Raw genomic sequence first — 20,284 nt, 5'->3', positions numbered from 1 at the left:
GCCTTAAGCCAGCTACCGGACAAAGGAAGTGGCGCGGCATCTCCTGCGGCGTCTTGTCCGGCGGCTACAATTATCGGAATAAAAATAATGAGCCTGCAAAAAACCTGGGGTAACTTTCATCTGAGCGCGCTGGGGGTAATGTTGCTCTCCGTGCTGCTCGTCGGATGCGATAACAGTGTCGCGCAAAACGCTGCGCCACCTGCGCCCGCCGTCAGCGCTGCTGACGTGGTTGTGAAATCCATTAGCCAGTGGGATAGCTTTAACGGTCGGATTGAGGCGGTGGAGAGCGTTCAGTTACGTCCGCGCGTCTCCGGTTACATTGATAAAGTGAATTACACCGATGGCCAGGAGGTGAAAAAGGGCGAGGTGTTATTCACCATTGATGACCGAACCTATCGTGCGGCGCTGGAACAGGCGCAGGCGAACCTGGCGAGAGCCAAAACGCAGGCCAGCCTGGCACAAAGCGAGGCCAACCGTACCGATAAACTGGTCAATACCAACGTAGTCTCCCGTGAAGAATGGGAGCAGCGTCGTTCAGCTGCCACCCAGGCACAGGCCGACATTCGCGCCGCTCAGGCGGCAGTGGACGCCGCACAACTTAACCTGGATTTCACCAAAGTCACCGCGCCTATTGATGGCCGCGCCAGCCGGGCGCTGATCACCAGCGGTAATCTGGTGACTGCGGGGGACACCGCCAGCGTCCTCACCACGCTGGTCTCGCAGAAAACGGTTTACGTTTACTTTGACGTGGATGAGTCGACCTATCTTCACTACCAAAATCTGGCCCGCAGCGGGCAGGGGGCGTCCAGCAATCACATGGCGCTTCCGGTGGAGATTGGTCTGACGGGCGAGGAGGGTTATCCCCATCAGGGCAAAGTGGACTTCCTTGATAATCAGTTAACGCCGAGTACCGGCACCATCCGTATGCGCGCGCTGCTGGATAACGCGCAGCGTCAGTTCACGCCAGGGCTCTTTGCCCGCGTACGCCTGCCGGGCAGCGCGGAATTCAAAGCCACGCTGATCGACGACAAAGCGGTGCTGACCGATCAGGATCGCAAATACGTGTATATCGTGGATAAAGAGGGGAAAGCACAGCGTCGCGACATCACGCCGGGGCGTCTGGCAGACGGTTTACGCATCGTGCGGCAGGGGCTGAACCCTGGCGATAAAGTCATCGTCGAGGGCTTACAAAAAGTGTTCATGCCGGGGATGCCGGTTAACGCGAAAACCGTTGCCATGACTACCAGCGCCGCCCTTAACTGATCCCTTACCTGAGAATCCGACCCATGGACTTTTCCCGTTTTTTCATCGACAGGCCCATTTTTGCCGCCGTCCTGTCGATTCTGATTTTTATCACAGGATTGATCGCCATCCCGCTGTTGCCGGTGAGCGAATATCCTGACGTTGTGCCGCCAAGCGTGCAGGTGCGCGCGGAATACCCGGGCGCCAACCCGAAAGTGATTGCCGAAACCGTGGCGACGCCGCTGGAAGAGGCGATCAACGGCGTTGAAAACATGATGTACATGAAATCCGTTGCGGGCTCGGACGGCGTACTGGTGACCACCGTCACCTTCCGTCCGGGAACCGACCCGGATCAGGCACAGGTACAGGTGCAAAACCGCGTCGCGCAGGCCGAGGCACGCCTGCCGGAAGACGTGCGGCGTTTGGGGATTACCACCCAGAAACAGTCGCCAACGCTGACGCTGGTGGTGCATCTGTTTTCGCCCAACGGGAAATACGACTCCCTGTATATGCGTAACTACGCCACGCTGAAGGTGAAGGACGAGCTGGCGCGCCTGCCCGGCGTCGGCCAGATTCAGATTTTCGGCTCAGGCGAATACGCGATGCGCGTCTGGCTGGATCCTAACAAGGTGGCAGCCCGCGGGCTGACCGCATCGGACGTGGTCACGGCGATGCAGGAGCAGAACGTTCAGGTGTCCGCCGGGCAACTGGGTGCCGAGCCGCTGCCGAAAGAGAGTGATTTCCTGATCTCCATTAACGCCCAGGGGCGTCTGCATACTGAAGACGAGTTTGGCAATATTGTCCTGAAAACGACGCAGGACGGTACGGTTGTCCGCCTGCGCGACGTGGCGCGTATCGAAATGGGTTCCGGCAGCTATGCGCTGCGTTCCCAGCTTAACAATAAAGACGCGGTCGGGATTGGTATCTTCCAGTCTCCGGGGGCGAACGCCATTGATTTGTCTAACGCGGTGCGCGCGAAAATGGACGAACTGTCCACGCGTTTCCCGGCAGACATGAAGTGGGCGGCTCCTTACGATCCGACGGTCTTTGTGCGCGATTCGATTCGTGCTGTCGTACAAACGCTGCTGGAAGCGGTGGTGCTGGTGGTGCTGGTGGTGATTCTGTTCCTGCAAACCTGGCGCGCGTCGATCATTCCGTTGATCGCGGTGCCGGTTTCTGTCGTGGGGACGTTCAGCATTCTCTACCTGCTGGGCTTTTCACTAAACACCCTGAGCCTGTTCGGGCTGGTACTGGCTATCGGTATCGTGGTGGACGATGCCATCGTGGTGGTGGAAAACGTCGAGCGAAATATCGAAGAAGGGCTTGCTCCGCTTGCGGCGGCGCATCAGGCGATGCGTGAGGTTTCGGGGCCGATTATCGCGATTGCGCTGGTGTTGTGTGCGGTGTTTGTGCCGATGGCGTTCCTCTCAGGCGTCACCGGGCAGTTCTATAAGCAGTTTGCGGTGACGATCGCGATTTCGACGGTGATTTCCGCCATCAACTCGCTGACGCTTTCTCCGGCACTGGCGGCTCTGCTGTTAAAACCGCACGGCGCACCGAAGGATTTTCCGACCCGGCTTATTGACCGTCTGTTTGGCTGGATTTTCCGTCCGTTTAACCGCTTTTTCCACCGCAGCTCGAACGGTTATCAGGGGCTGGTGGGGAAAACGCTCGGACGACGCGGTGCGGTATTTGCGGTGTATCTGCTGCTGCTCTGTGCGGCGGGCGTGATGTTTAAAGCGGTGCCCGGCGGCTTTATTCCGACGCAGGACAAGCTGTACCTGATTGGCGGCGTGAAAATGCCGGAAGGTTCGTCGCTGGCGCGCACCGATGCGGTGATCCGCAAAATGAGCGAAATCGGGATGAATACTGAAGGTGTGGACTATGCGGTCGCGTTTCCGGGGCTGAATGCGCTGCAGTTCACCAACACGCCGAATACCGGGACGGTCTTCTTTGGCCTGAAGCCGTTCGACCAGCGCAAACATACTGCGGCGGAAATTAACGCTGAGATCAACGCAAAAATCGCGCAAATCCAGGAAGGCTTTGGCTTCTCCATCCTGCCACCGCCGATTTTAGGTCTGGGTCAGGGGTCGGGCTATTCGCTGTACATCCAGGATCGCGGTGGTCTGGGCTATGGCGCGCTGCAAAACGCGGTGAACACCATGTCCGGTGCGATTATGCAAACGCCGGGGATGCATTTCCCGATCTCAACGTACCAGGCTAACGTGCCGCAGCTGGACGTGCAGGTTGACCGCGATAAGGCGAAAGCGCAGGGCGTGTTGCTGACCGATCTTTTCGGTACGCTGCAGACCTATCTGGGTTCGTCGTACGTGAATGACTTCAACCAGTTCGGGCGTACCTGGCGCGTGATGGCGCAGGCTGACGGGCAGTTCCGCGACAGCGTGGAAGATATTGCTAATCTGCGCACCCGTAACAGCCAGGGCGAAATGGTGCCGATTGGCAGTATGGTGAAAATCACGACCACCTACGGGCCGGATCCGGTGATTCGTTACAATGGTTATCCGGCGGCGGACCTGATTGGCGATGCCGACCCGCGCGTGCTCTCATCAGCGCAGGCGATGACGCAGTTGGAGGGGATGGCTAAGCAGATCCTGCCGAACGGGATGAATATTGAGTGGACGGATCTGAGCTTCCAGCAGGCCACCCAGGGCAATACGGCGCTGATCGTCTTCCCGGTAGCGGTACTGCTGGCGTTCCTGGTGCTGGCGGCGCTGTATGAAAGCTGGACGCTGCCTCTGGCGGTGATCCTCATCGTGCCGATGACCATGCTCTCCGCGCTGTTTGGCGTCTGGCTGACCGGGGGCGATAACAACGTCTTCGTGCAGGTGGGGCTGGTGGTACTGATGGGGCAGGCCTGTAAAAACGCGATTCTTATCGTGGAGTTTGCCCGCGAGCTGGAAATTCAGGGCAAAGGCATTATGGAAGCGGCGCTGGAGGCCTGTCGTCTACGTTTACGTCCGATAGTGATGACCTCCATCGCCTTTATTGCCGGGACAATTCCGCTGATACTCGGTCACGGTGCGGGTGCGGAAGTGCGCGGCGTCACCGGGATCACCGTCTTCTCCGGGATGCTGGGCGTGACCCTGTTTGGTCTGTTCCTGACACCGGTGTTCTACGTGACGCTGCGTAAACTCGTGACGCGCGGTAAAGTGGAAAGGGAAGTGCTGCCTGCGTAAGGACATTGCAGATAATAAAAAACCGCCTTCACTGTGAAGGCGGTTTTTTTTCGTAAAAATTAATGGGCTTTTTTATACAGGGCGATAAGTTCAGGCACCGGATCGCACCCGCTGGTATCGGCTTTTTTGACCTCTTCCAGCGCGCTTGCCACAGTGTGGCGTGCTAATACCGCTAACGAAGCTTGCTCCGCTTCTTCGGAAATTGACTTGAAATACCAGCAGGCGTTAGCGCTGACTACGCAGCGAGCCGGTACGTCTGGACGCGACGCCCATAGCTTTTTATCTTCGATGACCGAAAGGTAGATGTCGCGCAGGGTGATCTCTTCCGGCGGGCGACCAAGATGAATAGAGCCGTTACGGCCAAGCGTTGAGACAATAATGCCATCACGCGTAAGCGGAACCATCAATTTGCGGATAAAGCTCGGGTTGGCTTCCAGGCCGTAGGCCAGAATGGCACTCGTCGAACGTTCACCCAATTGCTCCGCCATCGCTACGCTGAGAACCATCTGCAAAGCTGTCGGGAAGCGGTAATCTAACATTTCTCTTTCCTGGGTTGCGGTGAATCTTATTCTTTTTGGCACCGCAGAGGTGAATAATCAATGAGCAACAATATAACAAATACGGTCATTTTTTTGAAGCAATCTGCGGCATTCGTGATCGAACATCCTATTTTTTTCACCGCTTCACGCTTTTGATCATCGCGATCCGATACAACTTGAGCGTGATCGGTGGTGAATGGACAAACCAAAGGCTACGTAATCAACACTTAATCAGAGAGAAAACCATGAGAAAAATCGTTTCGTTTGTTCATGTGTCGCTGGATGGTTTTGTCGCATCTAACGCTGAGGGGCAGGCGAGTCTGGACTGGATTTGCATAAGCCCCGATTTGTTTGAATACGTGGAGAAGCGGATTCAGCAGACCGACACCGCCCTATATGGGCGTACCACCTACCAGATGATGGAATCGTACTGGCCCACTGCTGCCGATAAGCCTGACGCCAGCCCGCATGACCTTGCGCATTCGCGTTGGTATAAATCTGCCAAAAAAGTGGTGTTGTCGAAAACGCTGTTGGAAAAAAATCACCCTAATACGCAAATTATCAGTAGCAACTTAAGCGACGAAATCAATAAGCTCAAGCAAAACGCGGGCAGCGAAATCTTATTGTTTGGTAGCCCCTCAGCGACTCACGCGCTAATGGCGGAAAACCTCATCGATGAATATTGGCTATTCGTCAATCCCGTTCTGCTGGGGCAAGGCATTCCCTTGTTCAAAAATATACAAGACAGAACCTCACTCATGTTGGTGAAGAGTCATATTTTCCCGTCGGGGGTAGTGTGCCTGCAATACGAGGTGAAACGAAATCGCTAAAGTAAGTTCCGCAAACACCTACTAAGTAGGTGTTTTGTCGGAATATTATGATTTACACTTTACCAAGCAGAATATTCAACATGCGACGCAATGGTTCCGCGGCTCCCCACAATAGCTGATCGCCTACCGTCAGGACCGAGTAGATAGGTTCATTGTTTAGCGACATTTTTTTGTAACGGCCAATACCCACCTTAAGCGAACCGCTGATATATGCCGGTGTTAGTGTGCTGATACTCTCAGCCTTGTTATTGGGCACATAGTTAACCCAAGGGTGAGAATTCATCACTAATTCTGCAAATTCTTCTTCGGGGACTTCACGCTTGAGCTTAAGGGTTATAGCAGCACTGTGGCAGCGGATTACGCCGACTCGTATGCATAAGCCGTTTACCGGGATCGTGCCGGGAGACAGACCTAAAATTTTGTTCGTTTCAGCCTCACCTTTCCATTCTTCACGGCTATTGCCATCGCCTAAATCGCTGTCAATCCAGGGAATGATGCTGCCCATCAAAGGAGCACCGAAGTTCTGGGTCGGCATATCAGCGCTGTTAATCAATTCACTGACCTTGTTAACTAAAGGAAGCACTGAACCTGAGGACGCCAGCTCATCCGAAGATAAATGGTTATTTATGTAAGCACTTTGTGTGATTAATTCCCGTACATATTGTGCACCCGCACCCGATGCGGACTGATAGGTCATCACACTCATCCATTCGATCAAGTCAGCCTTTATCAACCCAGCCAGGCCCATAAGACTCAGCGTAATGGAACAGTTGCCACCGACAAAAAGCTTAATACCTTCTTTGATTGCTCGATCAATATTTGTGCGGTTGACGGGGTCGAGAATAATGCAGGCTTTCTCATCCATCCGCAGCGCGGAGGCCGCGTCAATCCAGTAGCCTTGCCAGCCCTGGTTAAGCAAAGCCGGGTAAACGGCTTTGGTATAATCCCCACCTTGACAGGTTATGATGATATCCATATCGGCCAGGGCGCTAATGGAATTAGCATCTTTAAGCGTGTAGCTGACGCCATTAATGACAGGACCAGCAGCACCTGCACTGGAGGTGCTGAAAAAATGTGCAGAAATATTGTCGAAGTCGTTCTCTTCAACCATTCGCTGTAGCAAAACAGAACCGACCATACCTCGCCAGCCAACAATACCAACTTGCTTCATTTGCTTAACCTTAATCACGTTACGAAAATGTTAATTTTCTTCGGGGCACGTTATATCTCATTCCATAATCAAGGTCATTATGAATTGCATTAGATTCCGGCAATATTAATATATTTCATGCGGCATCAGCATTTGTTATACCTTTGCCATATAAAATATCACCACAACTACTTGATATCTATGGCATTAATTCCATCGTAACCTTTGGTGGTTGTCTGGAATAGATTGGCATTATGGGTGGCATTGAAAATTTATTCCTTGAGCAAGCATCCGCTAAGATGCCAGTGCTATAATTGCTATTATTTTTAGGTGGTACAACAGGGAATGAGCCATCTTGACCAGACAAAAATATATCAGTGCGATTATTCTGATCGTGGTTTGCACAACCTCACTGTTTACCGCGCTGGCTGTTCGTAACGTGCATGATTTACAGAACTATCTGGGGTACGTTGCTGAAAATGGGAAATCGGCACTTTTTCATGAAGAGTCTATTAACCAGAATATTGCCACCCGGCTCTCGCGCGAGTTTTATCGTCGAATAGCCGATCCGGACTCTGACGATAGCGAACGGGCATCAATATGTCAGCAGTTAGAAACCGAGGGTAATATTTACGGATTCAATCTGTTGAAGAAAAACAGGAATAACCTTGAAGGTACCCTGCAAACCCGCAATACCTCGTGTAACGAGTGGGCGGGAGACATTGGCGCACTTTCGGTTATTCACACCGCTGATCGCGCAGCCCAGTCGAAGTACAGCTTTTCAAATTATTCCGGCTATACGTTCAGGAACATCAGATACTATATCGATCTTGCTCATAACTATATTTATATTAATCAGCTAGTTAATACCCACAACTATACCTTCAGTAACTGGCTTGAGGGTAATAATGGCAGCATCAATATTGCACATAGCGCACACACGATTTCGATTGATGATAATGCCCTTAAAGATCTACTGAAGGGGGAAACCACGCTGTCTCATATTTATCAGGATGGCTACACCCGCAATAATATTATTAGCATGCTTACCCCGGTATTTCTGGGTGATAAAGTAAAAGGCATTCTGATTACAGACATCAATGTTGACGATCTGGTCGTTTCGTTTAATACTGTCGATCGTCCGTTGTTATGGCGATTCCTTTCTTTATATGTCACTGATAATGGAACCGGCATCCATATTGCTTTCCATAAGCCATATATCAAATCTTTTGCTTTGATCAGTTATGAAGATTCACTCACCCAGTATTACACTCTGCATGTGAAACTGGATGCTTTCTACGTCATTATTGCGAATTTATGGCTGTTTCTGCTTTATCTCCTTGGTACCTGGGCATTATGCCGATATGCGTATAAGCAGTTAATCAGACAAACGTTGCTTTCCAGGGATAATGTGACGGACGCAATGACCGGACTGTATAACAGAAAAGTCATTACACCTGAGCTGGAACATAAAATCCGCTCACTCGTTGACAGAGCTATCCCTGTCACGATCATCGCCATTGACAGTGATGGCCTCAAAAGAATCAATGATTCTCTCGGTCACCATATGGGGGATAAAGCGATACAGACGCTGGGGATGGTTCTTGGCAATGTCATTCGTAAAAGTGACTACGGTATCAGGCTTGGGGGCGATGAGTTCTGTTTACTTCTTATCGATTATACGCTGAATAAATCCCGCGAAGTTATTACCCGTGCGCAGAAGCAATTACTCACGATTGACCCGGATAAACTGGTGGCATTTTCCTGGGGGGCATATCAGTTGCGGCCTGGAGACACGCTGGATGTCGCGATGCTGAAAGCCGACGAGTTACTCTATCAGCATAAACGCAGCAAATATGAAGAACGCCGATAAACACGCGTGCATGAGTCAATATTTCTTGCACGATAGCGCTCAGTGTAATCTGATTAAGGACGATCTAAGGCCGAACTATATGGTGGCATGCCATTACATGGGTGATGTATTTTGGCATTTTTACGTTCGCTTCGGGTAGATATATTCCGCTAATCCCTTTGACAGAACATCGAAAACTAATTTGCAGCACCGACTATTACGCAGGTCTTCGTGCATAACGAGCCATGTATCAAGGTATAAAGAAAAGAAATGTGGAAGTATCCGCTGTAGCGGAACATATCCATTGGCCAGTTGTACCTGGCATATGCCAATGCCTGCACCGGCGCGAATCAGGCTTAGCTGAGCCACGTCGCTGTCAGTGCGTATAGAAAAGAGATCCCGATTTAGCTGCGGGTATTTTTTCAATACATTACGGATGAAAGGCGTATTCCGATCAAAACCAACCAGCGCGTGTTTCAACAGATCTTCGGTATTGTCAGGCGCGCCATGTCGGGCAAGATAAGCAGTGGACGCGTGTAGACCGAGCTCAATGCTGCCAACGCGACGAGCAATAAGCTGCTCCTGTATTGGCGTCGTCATGCGTATCGCAATATCTGCTTCTCTATGCAGTAAATCCTGAACCCGATTGGACAGCACTAATTCAATCGTGATTTGCGGGTTGGATTCCCTGAGCTGCGCAATGAGTGGCGGGAGTACCTCGACACCAATAATCTCACTTGCAGAGACACGTACTACACCGCGAATGGACGCGCTGCTAGCACCAACGTTGGCCGCTGTACGCTCCAGCGTGTTAGCCGTACTCTCCATCGCTTCGGCATGTTCCCTCAACGCCTGCGCAGTTTCAGTTGCCAGCAATCCCGTTTGCGACCGCGTGAACAATACCTGGCCGAGGGCAGATTCCAGTGCAGCTATGTGCCGACCTGCCGTTGGTTGCGTAATACCAAGCATGCGGGATGCACCGGAAAGAGACCCTTCTCTGAGCACCGCAAGAAATGTTCGGTACCACTCCCATGGAATAGATGTCTTCATACAAATTTGTATACCTGCCCTATATTGATATGCAATACCATTTAGCTCTGCCTGTACTTATGCTGTCAATCTGAAATCAGCAAAGAGGCAAATACGATGGAAACCAGAGGGAAGGTCTTAATACTAGGCGCTACAGGCGGTATTGGTGGTGAAACTGCTCGACAACTCATTCGGGAAAAATGGGAGGTACGTGCATTAAAACGAGGAAGCCATGGAAGCGAACTTAATGGCGAAATCCGGTAATGGTGCCAACTTACTGATTTAGTGTACGATGGTGTTTTTGAGGTGCTCCCGTGGCTTCCATCTCCATCAGTTGTCCCTCCTGCTCAGCTACTGAAGGCGTGGTGCGTAACGGTAAAAGTACTGCCGGACATCAGCGCTATCTCTGCTCTCACTGCCGTAAAACATGGCAACTGCAGTTCACTTACACCGCTTCTCAACCCGGTACGCACCAGAAAATCATTGATATGGCCATGAATGGTGTTGGATGCCGGGCAACCGCCCGCATTATGGGCGTTGGCCTCAACACGATTTTACGTCACTTAAAAAACTCAGGCCGCAGTCGGTAACCTCGCGCATACAGCCGGGCAGTGACGTCATCGTCTGCGCGGAAATGGACGAACAGTGGGGCTACGTCGGTGCTAAATCACGTCAGCGCTGGCTGTTTTACGCGTATGACAGGATACGGAGGACGGTTGTGGCGCACGTCTTCGGTGAACGCACTCTGGCCACACTGGAGCGTCTTCTGAGCCTGCTGTCGGCCTTTGAGGTCGTGGTATGGATGACGGATGGCTGGCCGCTGTATGAATCCCGCCTGAAGGGAAAGCTGCACGTAATCAGCAAGCGTTACACTCAGCGAATTGAGCGGCATAACCTGAATCTGAGACAACATCTGGCAAGGCTGGGACGGAAGTCACTGTCGTTCTCAAAATCGGTGGAGCTGCATGACAAGGTCATCGGGCATTATCTGAACATAAAACACTATCAGTAAGTTGGAGTCATTACCCGAAATCCAGTGGATAGCGGGCGATGCTCTCGACAAAGAACAAGTCGCCTCTGCGGCGAAAGACTGTTCTGTGATCGTTCACGCCGTCAACCCACCCGGCTACCGAAACTGGCAGCATCTTGTATTGCCTATGCTGCGCAACACAATCAATGCAGCAGAACGAAATGGATCCTTGATAGTGTTTCCAGGTACCGTTTACAACTATGGCCCTGATGCCTTCCCGCTGTTACGAGAAGATGCTCAGCAAAGGCCAGTCACAAGGAAAGGAGCGATCAGGGTACAAATGGAGAAAGAACTTGAGGCCTATTCACAGCGTGGCGGACGGGTTCTGGTCGTCCGCGCGGGGGATTTTTTTGGACCACACGCTGGTAATAACTGGTTTTCTCAAGGTTTGATCAAGCCTGGCACGTTGCCAAAGGTAATTTCTAATCCAGGTACGGCTGAAACAGGTCATCAGTGGGCCTATTTACCTGATATCGCGAAAACTATTGCTGCATTGCTGGCGCGACGTGAAGAACTTGAGCCATTTGCGCGATTCCATATGCAAGGACATTGGGATCCCGACGGCAGCCAAATGGTCAGGGCGATACAACGTATCACCGCACACTATGGCGGTGTTGCCAAAATACACTCATTTCCGTGGTGGTTTATGCACCTGGCAGCACCTTTCAACGCAACCTTGCGCGAACTTCTGGAAATGCGGTATCTGTGGCGTCAATCGGTCCGCCTGGACAATACGAAACTCGTGACTTTTTTAGGTGCCGAGCCGCATACCCCTCTTGATGAGGCTGTTCGTATGACATTACAGGGACTGGGATGCCTCACAGCACGAAGCGGTCGATCTAACTGAGCCAAAGGTCTGCTTTGAATGAAGAGCGGAAGTTGGTAATTGTTGAAACCATCAAGGCGGACATTACGTGCATTGTCGTGTATTAATTAACGGGTAGAAAGTCAAAGTGAGTGAACAGGAAATGAGTGTAGGTGAATTGTATTTGGATGGAGCGCACGTCCTATCTGAAAAAGAGTTTCATTCCATTATGTCTGCATCATTAGACTTTGGGCCTTACTATGGTAGAAATCTCGATGCATTGTGGGATCGCCTTAGCACCGATGTTGAAAGGCCAGTAAAAATAATATGGTTAAACTCTGATTTATCCAGAATATATCTTGGCAGTTATTTCGACGAAATTATCAAGGTTTTTGAGAGGGCAAAACTGCAAGACCTGAATTCAAATTGGGAAGAAAAGTTCGAGTATGTATTGAAATAACCCGTACCCGCTGGATAGTCCGGCGTAGTGGCATACCGATTTTGGCAACATAAACATAAGTGTGAAATGTCCGCTCCTGGCACTCAGGTGACCTACATAACGGCGTTCACCGAGGCTCAACTGGACAGTAAGATGTTTTTGTCCAGTTGTACCTGCCTGTGGCATTTATCTCAGTAATACCTGAATCAGCTGAACGAAGATATACACTGTCGCTGCCACTTGTATAGTCCGGAACCCCCATCTGAGATAGCGCCATTCATGGCGTTCTCTGGCATCAGCTGCTTCAATAGCGGGGTCAGAACATTTTCTTTTCCTGGCCCTGAATTCATCGATTACCCACAAGATGAGAATAAAGATAATGATGGTTTTCTGAAGGATGGGATTATCCACAAAGAGTGACTCCGGCCTGCCCGCTGATACAAGCAGAATAGATGAACCACCTTCAGGTAGCCACCACTAAATGTAGGGGTGATATTCGTTTTCGTTCTGGTGGATTTTGCGGTGACTCTGTCCATGGCAGTTTGCTCCCCTGCTATCTGACCGGCAGCGATGAGCGAATAGCGGAAGTTTACGCACCTCTTCAGGATATAGAATTTAATTATTCACTAAATTTTAATCATACCAAGATTCTTGTTCTGAATTATGCAAAGGTATTGTAATCTCGAGTCGCTTGGAAAAGGGAAAATAACCTGCACCAATGCTGTTTTTTAACCGCGTCCTGTACAGTTGGGCTTCAGACCCATATACAGGGAAATTTTTGGAATGCATAAGGAAGCGGCTCGGATGCTAGGCACACTTACTGACTGATTTGTGAGTAATTACAGGCATTGCCATTAGCCCCAGAATTACTACCCTCGGTTACAAACGTCACCTCTACCTTGCCGTTGATCCAACGGCCTGGTCCGAATGGAGTTGTGTTCGGTACAACATCCCACACTATAATCCCGTCTTTTTTGGAAGACCTATTCAAGAATAATTTAGCCCCTTCTGTCGGCCCGCTTGAAGCCGCAAAGTGGATGGCGCAAACATCATATCCGGGAGGAGCCTTATAACTCCAACTGCCGTTACATCCATTCCCAAATGGAAATGCTTGAGTCTTACACCCCAAATCCGGGCTGATTACCTTCTGGGTTTCTATTGACGGTTGGGAGAGCTGGAACTCATCATCAGCCGGTACGTAAAACGAACAAGAATAAGCGGAACCATCGTGAACCATATTCAGGTTAGCGACTAGGCTAGAGTTTTTTGGTTTTGACACCGGGATTTGCATTGTTCCAGGATTAATCAAATATGCAGGCGGCAGTAATTTCCCAGCCGGAGTACCATCAAACTCGGCTACAGAACCTGGACTCAAATACGACTGGCTTATTTTAGGCTGAGAAAGGGACGATTTTTTCCATACAATATTCAACAATACCTGTTGTGAATATGGTGTTGAGTAGCAACTAAGCCCCTCCCTATCTGTCATGCATTTTGACCATTCATTTACCACTTTCTCAGAAACCGTTTTTTGCATAAGAAATTCAGATGCAGCTGAGGCGTTAGAGCTAGAGTTCTGGCTGCAAAATGTGCTTTTCCATTCATTGAACTGTTCCTGTGTTGCGGACTGGGAGGCAGAGTTTCCACCCGAGGCGCTTGCACCAAATGGTCCATATGAAATCCCTCCAGATGCCGAACTTCCAGAGCTTTCAGCCTTTTGTACGTATGTTTTAGCCTGATTATAGTCAGAAGCACATAGCTGCGCATAAACGGCTTGCTGCTGAGATTGTGCTTTATGGCTTGTTAACTCATTAAAAAAGCCATTGGTCAAAATATCTCTGCATTCATCGCCAAAAGCCAAGGGTGCCACTAAGCATGAAATTATTAGTGCCTTAATTATCACAATCACTTTACCAATAGATGCTATCATCTTCATGGGGATATCTCTGTATTATTAGATAGTTACTAGGGAGTAAAGATTCGAAACCGCCATTAATGACAACTTGACTTAGTGGGGGAGGGGCACAAATAAACATACTGCAACCTCTTTTTTTACCATGTCAATTAGTTTTAAATTTAATTCCTTTTTGTTTTTAATCAACTCAGTTTTAATACATTCATACTTTTTTTGCTTAATAAAGCTCATCATCATCCCAGAACGTCTAGTTTCAATATTTTTTGCCATGTGTACAATGCAATTCAGGATATTAATATTACTACCACACGAAAGTACTACATACTTATCCTGAACTATCCGAACTTGCCGCTTTCTTTTATTTCAGTGAATAACATCCGTCTGAATGAACTGGATAGCTATATTTAACCAACTGCACAGATATATGAAAGGTCCACATTTGGCACAAAGCGGACATCATTGTCTGTAACTGGGCCATTGTTCATTCATAGCATTTTGACGACATCATCTAACCAGTCTGGAAGATGTTCTCTATACCAGTTGAGATACAAAGGAAATGCTGCTTTTTGCCGCTCCTTGAGCAGCACAATGACTTCGGTGACAATCCATGCTTTGGCAATAGCGTTTAGAAATATCAATAAACGCTCGCTTCGTTCCCAGGCCTTTTATCAGAGGCGCAAGGTCGATAGCGGCACTCCCTTTTCCAAATCTTTCCCAGTCGAAAAGAACTAAAGCACCGTTTTCTCTTCTTCCCCAGTTGCCGGCATTGCTATCTCTTGATACCAGGTTTTGGTTACCAAACAAAACATCACTATATTTCTGAAAAAGCCGTAGCTGCTGTGCAGTTTTATCAGGTAATGCCAGGAGCTACAGCCAACCCTTCAACCATAAGCAAGTCAAAGCCCTTAGCGGTAGAGCGTTTTTTCGGCCACCGGAATAATTAGCCTTGATTGCCAGTCCGCAAGCGTCAACTGTGCGAGCTTGCCCAGCGCGGTATAAAACGGATGCCCGGCGTTGTCGACAAACACCGACAGGAAGCGGGTGCTCCACGGCAACAGGTGCCAGGCCAGAAGCTGATCGCACTGCGCCTCGCGGCCATTCTCGGCCAGCCACGCCGCAAGCAGCAGCACGGTACCGAAATGATCTTCCGGTTCGTTCTGCTGCATCTCAAAGGCGATATTGTTTTCCCGCATCCACTGGCGCAGCGCGAGAGTCGAGTCGCCAAACAGGACGGATTCACGATCCAGCCAGACGGAACCCCACGGCGGAGCGGGCAGGGCGTAAGGGCCGATAAACAGCCGTTGCCAGGCGTCCGTCAGCGGCTCATCGGAAGATAAGGCAAACGTATCGGCAACAGGCAGCAGCGTTTCCGATGGCAGGGGCCAGTCCTGAACCCATTCACCAGCGCAAAGGGCCTGCACCAGCGGTGCAGCCTGCTCGCTGTCAGGAGAAAAATAAAACAGCGCGCCCAGTACCCGGGCGCTAAACGCTAACGATTCACGATGCGATATGTCTTTCATTAAACCTTCCTTGCTCGCGCGGATGACGTCCGCGCGACTGTGTTAACCTATAATACTGACCATAGAATAAACCATGGTCTTGCGTTTCACCCTCTACACCTTCTCGATCTGCACCAGATTGGTGTGCTGCGGGTTGCCTTTCGCCAGCGGAGAAGGTCGATGGGTTGTCAGGGTGTTGATACAAGAGCCATGGTCGATACGGTCGCCGTTCATATTGGCGTCGTGCCAGGCTCCCTGTCCCATGGCACTCACGCCGGGCATGATGCGCGGCGTGACTTTCGCTTCAATTCTCACCTCACCGCGATCGTTAAAGACACGCACCGTATCGCCGTTTTTAATGCCGCGTTTTTCAGCATCAACAGGATTAATCCAGACCTCCTGACGACAGGCCGCTTTCAGCACGTCGACGTTGCCATAGCTCGAATGAGTGCGAGCTTTAAAATGGAAACCGAACAGCTGCAGCGGGAATTGGGTGCGCTCGGGAGCATCCCAGCCGTCAAACGTCGAAGCGTAAACCGGAAGAGGGCTGATGGTTTCATCTTTGGCCAGCTCCCAGGTTGCCGCAATCTCTGCAAGTTTGCTGGAGTAAATCTCAATCTTACCCGAAGGGGTTTTCAGCGGGTTAGCCTCCGGGTTATCGCGAAATTTTTTATAGGCCACGAAGTGCCCGTTGGGATCTTTGCGCTTATAGATGCCCATTTGTTTCAGTTCGTCATACGACGGCAGCTGCGGATCTTTTTCGAGCATTTTGGCATACAGATACTTCAGCCATTGTTCCTGGGTACGGCCTTCGGTGAATTTCTGATGAATATCAGCCCCAAGACGTTTTGCCACTTCGCTCATGATCCAGTAGATCGGCTTGCGTTCAAACTTCGGTGCGGTCACGGGCTGAAGGAAAATCAGGTAACCCATGTTCCCGGCGTAATCATTGGGAATGATGTCTTCCTGCTCGACGGTCATGAGATCCGGCAGCAGGATATCGGCGTATTTCGCCGACGATGTCATGAAGTTGTCGATCACCACGATGGTTTCGCACCTGGTTTCGTCCTGCAGGATGTCGTGGGTTTTATTGATATCGGAGTGCTGGTTGATGATGGTGTTGCCCGCATAGTTCCAGATAAATTTGATGGGCACATCAAGCTTATCTTTACCGCGAACGCCGTCGCGCAGGGCGGTCATTTCCGGCCCACGAGCGATGGCATCCGTCCAGCTAAAGCAGGAGATTTGCGTTTTTACCGGGTTATCCGGCAACGGCATACGTTCGATGGTGATGGTATACGTCGACTCACGCGCGCCGCTGTTACCGCCGTTGATCCCCACGTTTCCGGTTAAAATCGGTAACATGGCGATGGCGCGGGCTGTCAACTCGCCGTTAGCCTGACGTTGTGGCCCCCAGCCCTGACAGATACAGGCCGGTTTTGCGGAGCCAATTTCGCGCGCAAGCTTAATGATGCGGTCTGCCGGTATGCCCGTAATGCGCGAAGCCCACTCCGGGGTCTTGGCTGTTTGGTCGTCGCCCTGGCCGAGAATATACGCTTTGTAGTGACCGTTAGCGGGAGCGCCTTCCGGGAGCGTTTTTTCGTCGTAGCCAACGCAGTATTTGTCCAGGAAAGGTTGGTCAACCAGGTTTTCGTCGATTAATACCCAGGCGATACCGGCCACCAGTGCGGCATCGGTGCCTGGACGGATCGGGATCCATTCATCTTCACGTCCTGCTGCGGTGTCGGTGTAGCGCGGGTCGATGACGATCATGCGTGCGTTGGAACGCTCGCGAGCCTGCTCGAGGTAATACGTAATTCCGCCGCCGCTCATGCGGGTTTCCGCCGGGTTATTACCGAACATCACCACCAGTTTGGTGTTTTCGATGTCAGACGTGCTGTTGCCGTCATTGCTGCCGTAGGTGTACGGCATCGCGCAGGCGATTTGCGCGGTGCTGTAGGTGCCATAATGACTCAGAAAACCGCCGTAACAGTTCATCAGGCGCGCGACCAGAGAAGCATAGGGGGAGGAGCGGGTGATATTGCCGCCAACAATACCGGAGGAGTAGTTAATGTAAACCGCCTCGTTGCCGTATTTTTCCACCACACCTTTCAGGTTGCGGGCGATCGTATCCAGCGCTTCATCCCACGAAATACGCTCGAATTTGCCTTCACCGCGTTTGCCCACGCGTTTCATCGGGTAGTTCAGACGGTCAGGGTGATTGATCCGACGCCGAATAGAACGCCCGCGCAGGCAGGCGCGAACCTGGTGATTACCGTAAATATCCTCACCGGTGTTATCGGTTTCGACCCAGTACACTTCGTCGTCACGGACATGCAGACGCAATGCGCAGCGGCTACCGCAGTTGACCGAACAGGCGCCCCAGACCACTTTATCTTCCACAGGGCTTATGGCGTTTTGCACCGCAGCGGCGGCGCTTTTCACGCCAAAGGGCAACGATAAACCACCGGCGGCAAGCGCCAGAGAACCTAAGGCAGTAGATTTCACGAGTGTTCGACGGCTAATTCCGCCGTGATGTTCAGTATCGGACATGGCTCACCCCATCATTATAATTGCGTATTATTTTTCACGTAATTACAACCGGGCTAATGATGGGGTGAGTGTTACTTATTTGGGGGTATTAAATATTAATCCTCATCAAATCAAAGGGGATTGAGGGTGAATTACTGAGCTTCAGCAGCACCGTTGCCCGTACGGGTGTACAAGATTTTAAAGGTATCGTTGGCGCAATGACCCACCACCTGCGTGCCCGGCTGGTCAGCCTGGTCGTTTGGCACAATGCTCAGGGTAAAACCTGACTCCGGCACGCCGTTGTTGATGATTTTCTGCTGAATGTCGCTTTTCACGCGTTCGCAGGAATCCGGTGCCGCCAGCGCGGCCGTTGAAGCACTCATTAACAGCAGGGCGGTAATCCAGGGTAACCGTTTCATCTGTAGCTCCTTATCTCTGTGTGTAGATTAATTTTAGCAGGCTTCGTGTAAACAACTGTATTTGCTAATATGATTGGGAATAATCTCTCTGTACGGTAATGAATGTGAATAAATACGCAGCGATAACGCTACTGGCAGCGACACTGGTGGGGTGTGATAACAACACCGCGCCGCTGTCGTTTACCCCCGAGATGGCGAGCTTTTCGAATGAGTTTGATTTTGACCCTCTGCGCGGTCCGGTCAAAGACTTTACCCAGACGCTGTTCAATGAAAAAGGGGAAGTGTCTAAACGGGTCACCGGTACCGTGTCGACAGAAGGATGTTTCGATACCCTGGAGCTGCACGACCTCGAGGCTAACACCGGTGTGGCGCTGGTGCTGGATGCCAACTACTACCTTGATGCGGAAACTCAGCAGCGCAAAGTGAAACTGCAGGGAAAGTGCCAGCTGGCGGAATTACCATCAGCCGGGGTGACGTGGGATACCGACGATAACGGTTTTGTGGTGGCGGCGCACGGCAAAGAGATGGAGGTGAAGTACCGCTACGACGCGGACGGTTACCCGCTGGGTAAAACCACCGTCTCCGGGGATCAGCATTTATCCGTTCAGTCGACACCGTCTAAGGATATTCGCAAAAGGATGGATTACTCAGCAGTGAGCATGCTGAATGACAAGCCGTTGGGCAACGTGAAGCAGAGCTGCGACTACGATCGTCATAATAATCCTGTCAGTTGCGATCTCACAATAACGGACGATAGCGTCAAACCCGCCGTTGAGCGCAAATACACGATCAAAAACACGATTGAGTACTACTGAGCATAAAGCCGCGCAGGTTACTGCGCGGTAGGTTTCAGCAGGCTGGCACTGGAGGTTTTGTGTCCGGCCAGGTGCTGGTGCTGGAAGATGCACATGCGAATGGTATTGCGGTATTCACCGTTGATAAAGAATTCGTGAATCAACTCACCTTCCACCATAAAGCCCAGCTTGCGGTAGATGTGAATCGCTTTTTCGTTCTCTTTATCGACTATCAGGTAAAGCTTGTAGAGATTCAGGACGTTAAATCCGTAATCCATCGCCAGCTTCGCCGCGCGTGAAGCAAGACCTTTCCCCTGATGCTCAGGTGAAATAATAATCTGAAACTCTGCCCGACGGTGAACGTGGTTGATTTCAACCAGTTCAACAAGCCCGGCTTTTTCACCTTCACACTCCACCACAAAACGACGTTCGCTCTGATCGTGTATGTGCTTATCGTAAAGATCGGACAGCTCGACAAAAGCCTCGTAAGGCTCTTCGAACCAGTAGCGCATTACGCTGGCGTTGTTATCGAGCTGGTGGACAAAGCGCAGGTCCTCACGCTCCAGCGGACGGAGTTTTATATCACAGGGCGCTGACATTAAGGCGCTACCGTGCGGCCAGTACGGCGATCCAGGCAGCGCAGGGTATTTGGCTCCCAGTAAGCATTAACGTTTGCACTTTGCTGGCATTTATCGCGCGCGTCAAAAGCGACATCCTCTTTGTCCCACTCTTTTTCCGCACGTTTGTTAACCTTCTGACGAAGGTTGCGGGTGTCATTCCATTGTTCTTTGTCCATGGCGGCGTTCTGGCGGCTCTGCGCGCTATCACCAGACTCAATAACGAGTTTACTGGTTTCCGCTGTTGCTGAGGCGGCAAAGGCGAACGATGACAGCGCCAGCAGGGCTGTCAGACAAAGGCGTTTGCTTAATGTAGTCATCGCGTTTCCTTTTAAGTGAGTGCAGATAATCACGTTATCCCGTTCAGATTCTACACCAAAGTAAAATTACGTCAT

The 20,284-nt window shown here is 50.9% G+C and carries 17 protein-coding genes and 3 pseudogenes; 9 read left to right on the top strand and 11 right to left on the bottom strand.

Translation table 11 applies throughout. The features are described from left to right. Positions 1-87 precede the first annotated feature (87 nt). Both oqxA and oqxB read left to right on the top strand, forming a co-directional pair. On the top strand, positions 88-1,263 hold the full coding sequence (oqxA, locus tag AC0XWG_RS19815) for a multidrug efflux RND transporter periplasmic adaptor subunit OqxA (RefSeq protein WP_049005664.1): 1,176 nt from the start codon (positions 88-90) through the stop codon (positions 1,261-1,263). Between the two features lie 23 nt (positions 1,264-1,286). Continuing rightward, entirely contained in the window at positions 1,287-4,439 is a 3,153-nt protein-coding gene (gene oqxB / locus AC0XWG_RS19810) for a multidrug efflux RND transporter permease subunit OqxB (RefSeq protein WP_475680970.1), read from the top strand. 59 nt (positions 4,440-4,498) lie between these two features. Here oqxB and oqxR read toward each other — a convergent pair whose 3' ends face one another. After that, the gene (gene oqxR, locus AC0XWG_RS19805; RefSeq protein WP_028017381.1) at positions 4,499-4,978 is read right to left on the bottom strand and encodes an efflux pump transcriptional repressor OqxR; all 480 of its coding nucleotides are present in this window, start codon (positions 4,976-4,978) and stop codon (positions 4,499-4,501) included. Between the two features lie 245 nt (positions 4,979-5,223). Between oqxR and AC0XWG_RS19800 the strand changes: the two genes are divergently transcribed. Continuing rightward, on the top strand, positions 5,224-5,808 hold the full coding sequence (locus AC0XWG_RS19800; protein ID WP_049005660.1) for a dihydrofolate reductase family protein: 585 nt from the start codon (positions 5,224-5,226) through the stop codon (positions 5,806-5,808). A 52-nt stretch (positions 5,809-5,860) separates the two neighbouring features. Here the strand turns inward: AC0XWG_RS19800 and asd are convergent, their stop codons facing one another. Beyond that, positions 5,861-6,979, bottom strand: coding sequence for an aspartate-semialdehyde dehydrogenase (gene asd, locus AC0XWG_RS19795; RefSeq protein WP_475680969.1), 1,119 nt, complete (start codon positions 6,977-6,979; stop codon positions 5,861-5,863). A gap of 334 nt (positions 6,980-7,313) precedes the next feature. On the opposite strand from asd, the gene dgcJ reads away from it, so the two are divergent. Beyond that, positions 7,314-8,831 (top strand): diguanylate cyclase DgcJ, encoded by a 1,518-nt coding sequence (dgcJ, locus tag AC0XWG_RS19790; RefSeq protein ID WP_238934272.1) that lies wholly within the window; start codon positions 7,314-7,316, stop codon positions 8,829-8,831. A gap of 120 nt (positions 8,832-8,951) precedes the next feature. Here the strand turns inward: dgcJ and AC0XWG_RS19785 are convergent, their stop codons facing one another. Then, the gene (locus tag AC0XWG_RS19785; protein WP_134708346.1) at positions 8,952-9,860 is read right to left on the bottom strand and encodes a LysR family transcriptional regulator; all 909 of its coding nucleotides are present in this window, start codon (positions 9,858-9,860) and stop codon (positions 8,952-8,954) included. Positions 9,861-9,956: 96 nt separating this feature from the next. On the opposite strand from AC0XWG_RS19785, the pseudogene AC0XWG_RS19780 reads away from it, so the two are divergent. The 4 genes and pseudogenes from AC0XWG_RS19780 to AC0XWG_RS19765 all read left to right on the top strand — a co-directional run. Next, positions 9,957-10,100 (top strand): annotated as a pseudogene (locus AC0XWG_RS19780) (NAD-dependent epimerase/dehydratase family protein); the annotation flags it as partial. A 53-nt stretch (positions 10,101-10,153) separates the two neighbouring features. Further along, a protein-coding gene (locus AC0XWG_RS19775; RefSeq protein ID WP_223216367.1) for an IS1 family transposase occupies positions 10,154-10,851 on the top strand; the annotation gives its coding sequence in 2 pieces (ribosomal slippage) (positions 10,154-10,403 and positions 10,403-10,851; 699 coding nt in all). Positions 10,852-10,870: 19 nt separating this feature from the next. Then, positions 10,871-11,716, top strand: a pseudogene (locus AC0XWG_RS19770) (Rossmann-fold NAD(P)-binding domain-containing protein); the annotation flags it as partial. Between the two features lie 106 nt (positions 11,717-11,822). Further along, on the top strand, positions 11,823-12,134 hold the full coding sequence (locus tag AC0XWG_RS19765; protein WP_239519041.1) for a barstar family protein: 312 nt from the start codon (positions 11,823-11,825) through the stop codon (positions 12,132-12,134). A 165-nt stretch (positions 12,135-12,299) separates the two neighbouring features. Here the strand turns inward: AC0XWG_RS19765 and AC0XWG_RS19760 are convergent, their stop codons facing one another. The 6 genes and pseudogenes from AC0XWG_RS19760 to AC0XWG_RS19735 all read right to left on the bottom strand — a co-directional run bounded on the left by AC0XWG_RS19760 (position 12,300) and on the right by AC0XWG_RS19735 (position 18,478). After that, positions 12,300-12,524 carry a hypothetical protein gene (locus AC0XWG_RS19760; protein WP_049005647.1) on the bottom strand — a complete coding sequence of 75 codons (225 nt, stop codon included), beginning with the start codon at positions 12,522-12,524 and terminating at the stop codon, positions 12,300-12,302. Between the two features lie 406 nt (positions 12,525-12,930). Continuing rightward, positions 12,931-14,049, bottom strand: coding sequence for a hypothetical protein (locus AC0XWG_RS19755; RefSeq protein WP_475680968.1), 1,119 nt, complete (start codon positions 14,047-14,049; stop codon positions 12,931-12,933). A 464-nt stretch (positions 14,050-14,513) separates the two neighbouring features. Then, positions 14,514-14,895 (bottom strand): annotated as a pseudogene (locus AC0XWG_RS19750) (phosphotransferase family protein); the annotation flags it as partial. A 38-nt stretch (positions 14,896-14,933) separates the two neighbouring features. Next, on the bottom strand, positions 14,934-15,548 hold the full coding sequence (dmsD, locus tag AC0XWG_RS19745) for a Tat proofreading chaperone DmsD (protein ID WP_475680967.1): 615 nt from the start codon (positions 15,546-15,548) through the stop codon (positions 14,934-14,936). A 93-nt stretch (positions 15,549-15,641) separates the two neighbouring features. Then, positions 15,642-18,080, bottom strand: a complete 2,439-nt coding sequence (gene ynfE / locus AC0XWG_RS19740; RefSeq protein ID WP_475680966.1) for a selenate/tellurate reductase subunit YnfE — start codon at positions 18,078-18,080, stop codon at positions 15,642-15,644. A gap of 131 nt (positions 18,081-18,211) precedes the next feature. Further along, entirely contained in the window at positions 18,212-18,478 is a 267-nt protein-coding gene (locus AC0XWG_RS19735; protein ID WP_028017576.1) for a DUF1161 domain-containing protein, read from the bottom strand. Positions 18,479-18,582: 104 nt separating this feature from the next. Here AC0XWG_RS19735 and AC0XWG_RS19730 point away from each other — a divergent pair, with 104 nt between their 5' ends. Beyond that, the gene (locus tag AC0XWG_RS19730) at positions 18,583-19,293 is read left to right on the top strand and encodes a YnfC family lipoprotein (RefSeq protein ID WP_028017575.1); all 711 of its coding nucleotides are present in this window, start codon (positions 18,583-18,585) and stop codon (positions 19,291-19,293) included. Between the two features lie 17 nt (positions 19,294-19,310). Here AC0XWG_RS19730 and speG read toward each other — a convergent pair whose 3' ends face one another. Together speG and AC0XWG_RS19720 are read right to left on the bottom strand one after the other, a co-directional pair. Then, positions 19,311-19,871 carry a spermidine N1-acetyltransferase gene (gene speG / locus AC0XWG_RS19725; RefSeq protein WP_028017574.1) on the bottom strand — a complete coding sequence of 187 codons (561 nt, stop codon included), beginning with the start codon at positions 19,869-19,871 and terminating at the stop codon, positions 19,311-19,313. Then, a complete protein-coding gene (locus tag AC0XWG_RS19720; RefSeq protein ID WP_028017573.1) occupies positions 19,871-20,209 on the bottom strand; it encodes a DUF1283 family protein in 339 nt (112 codons plus the stop codon). The genes speG and AC0XWG_RS19720 overlap by 1 nt, the downstream gene beginning before the upstream one ends. Positions 20,210-20,284: the final 75 nt, after the last annotated feature.

Source organism: Enterobacter sp. DVT3837 (genome assembly GCF_056238685.1).
The sequence above is the reverse complement of the archived record's forward strand: the minus strand, read 5'-3'. Positions and strand labels throughout refer to the sequence as shown.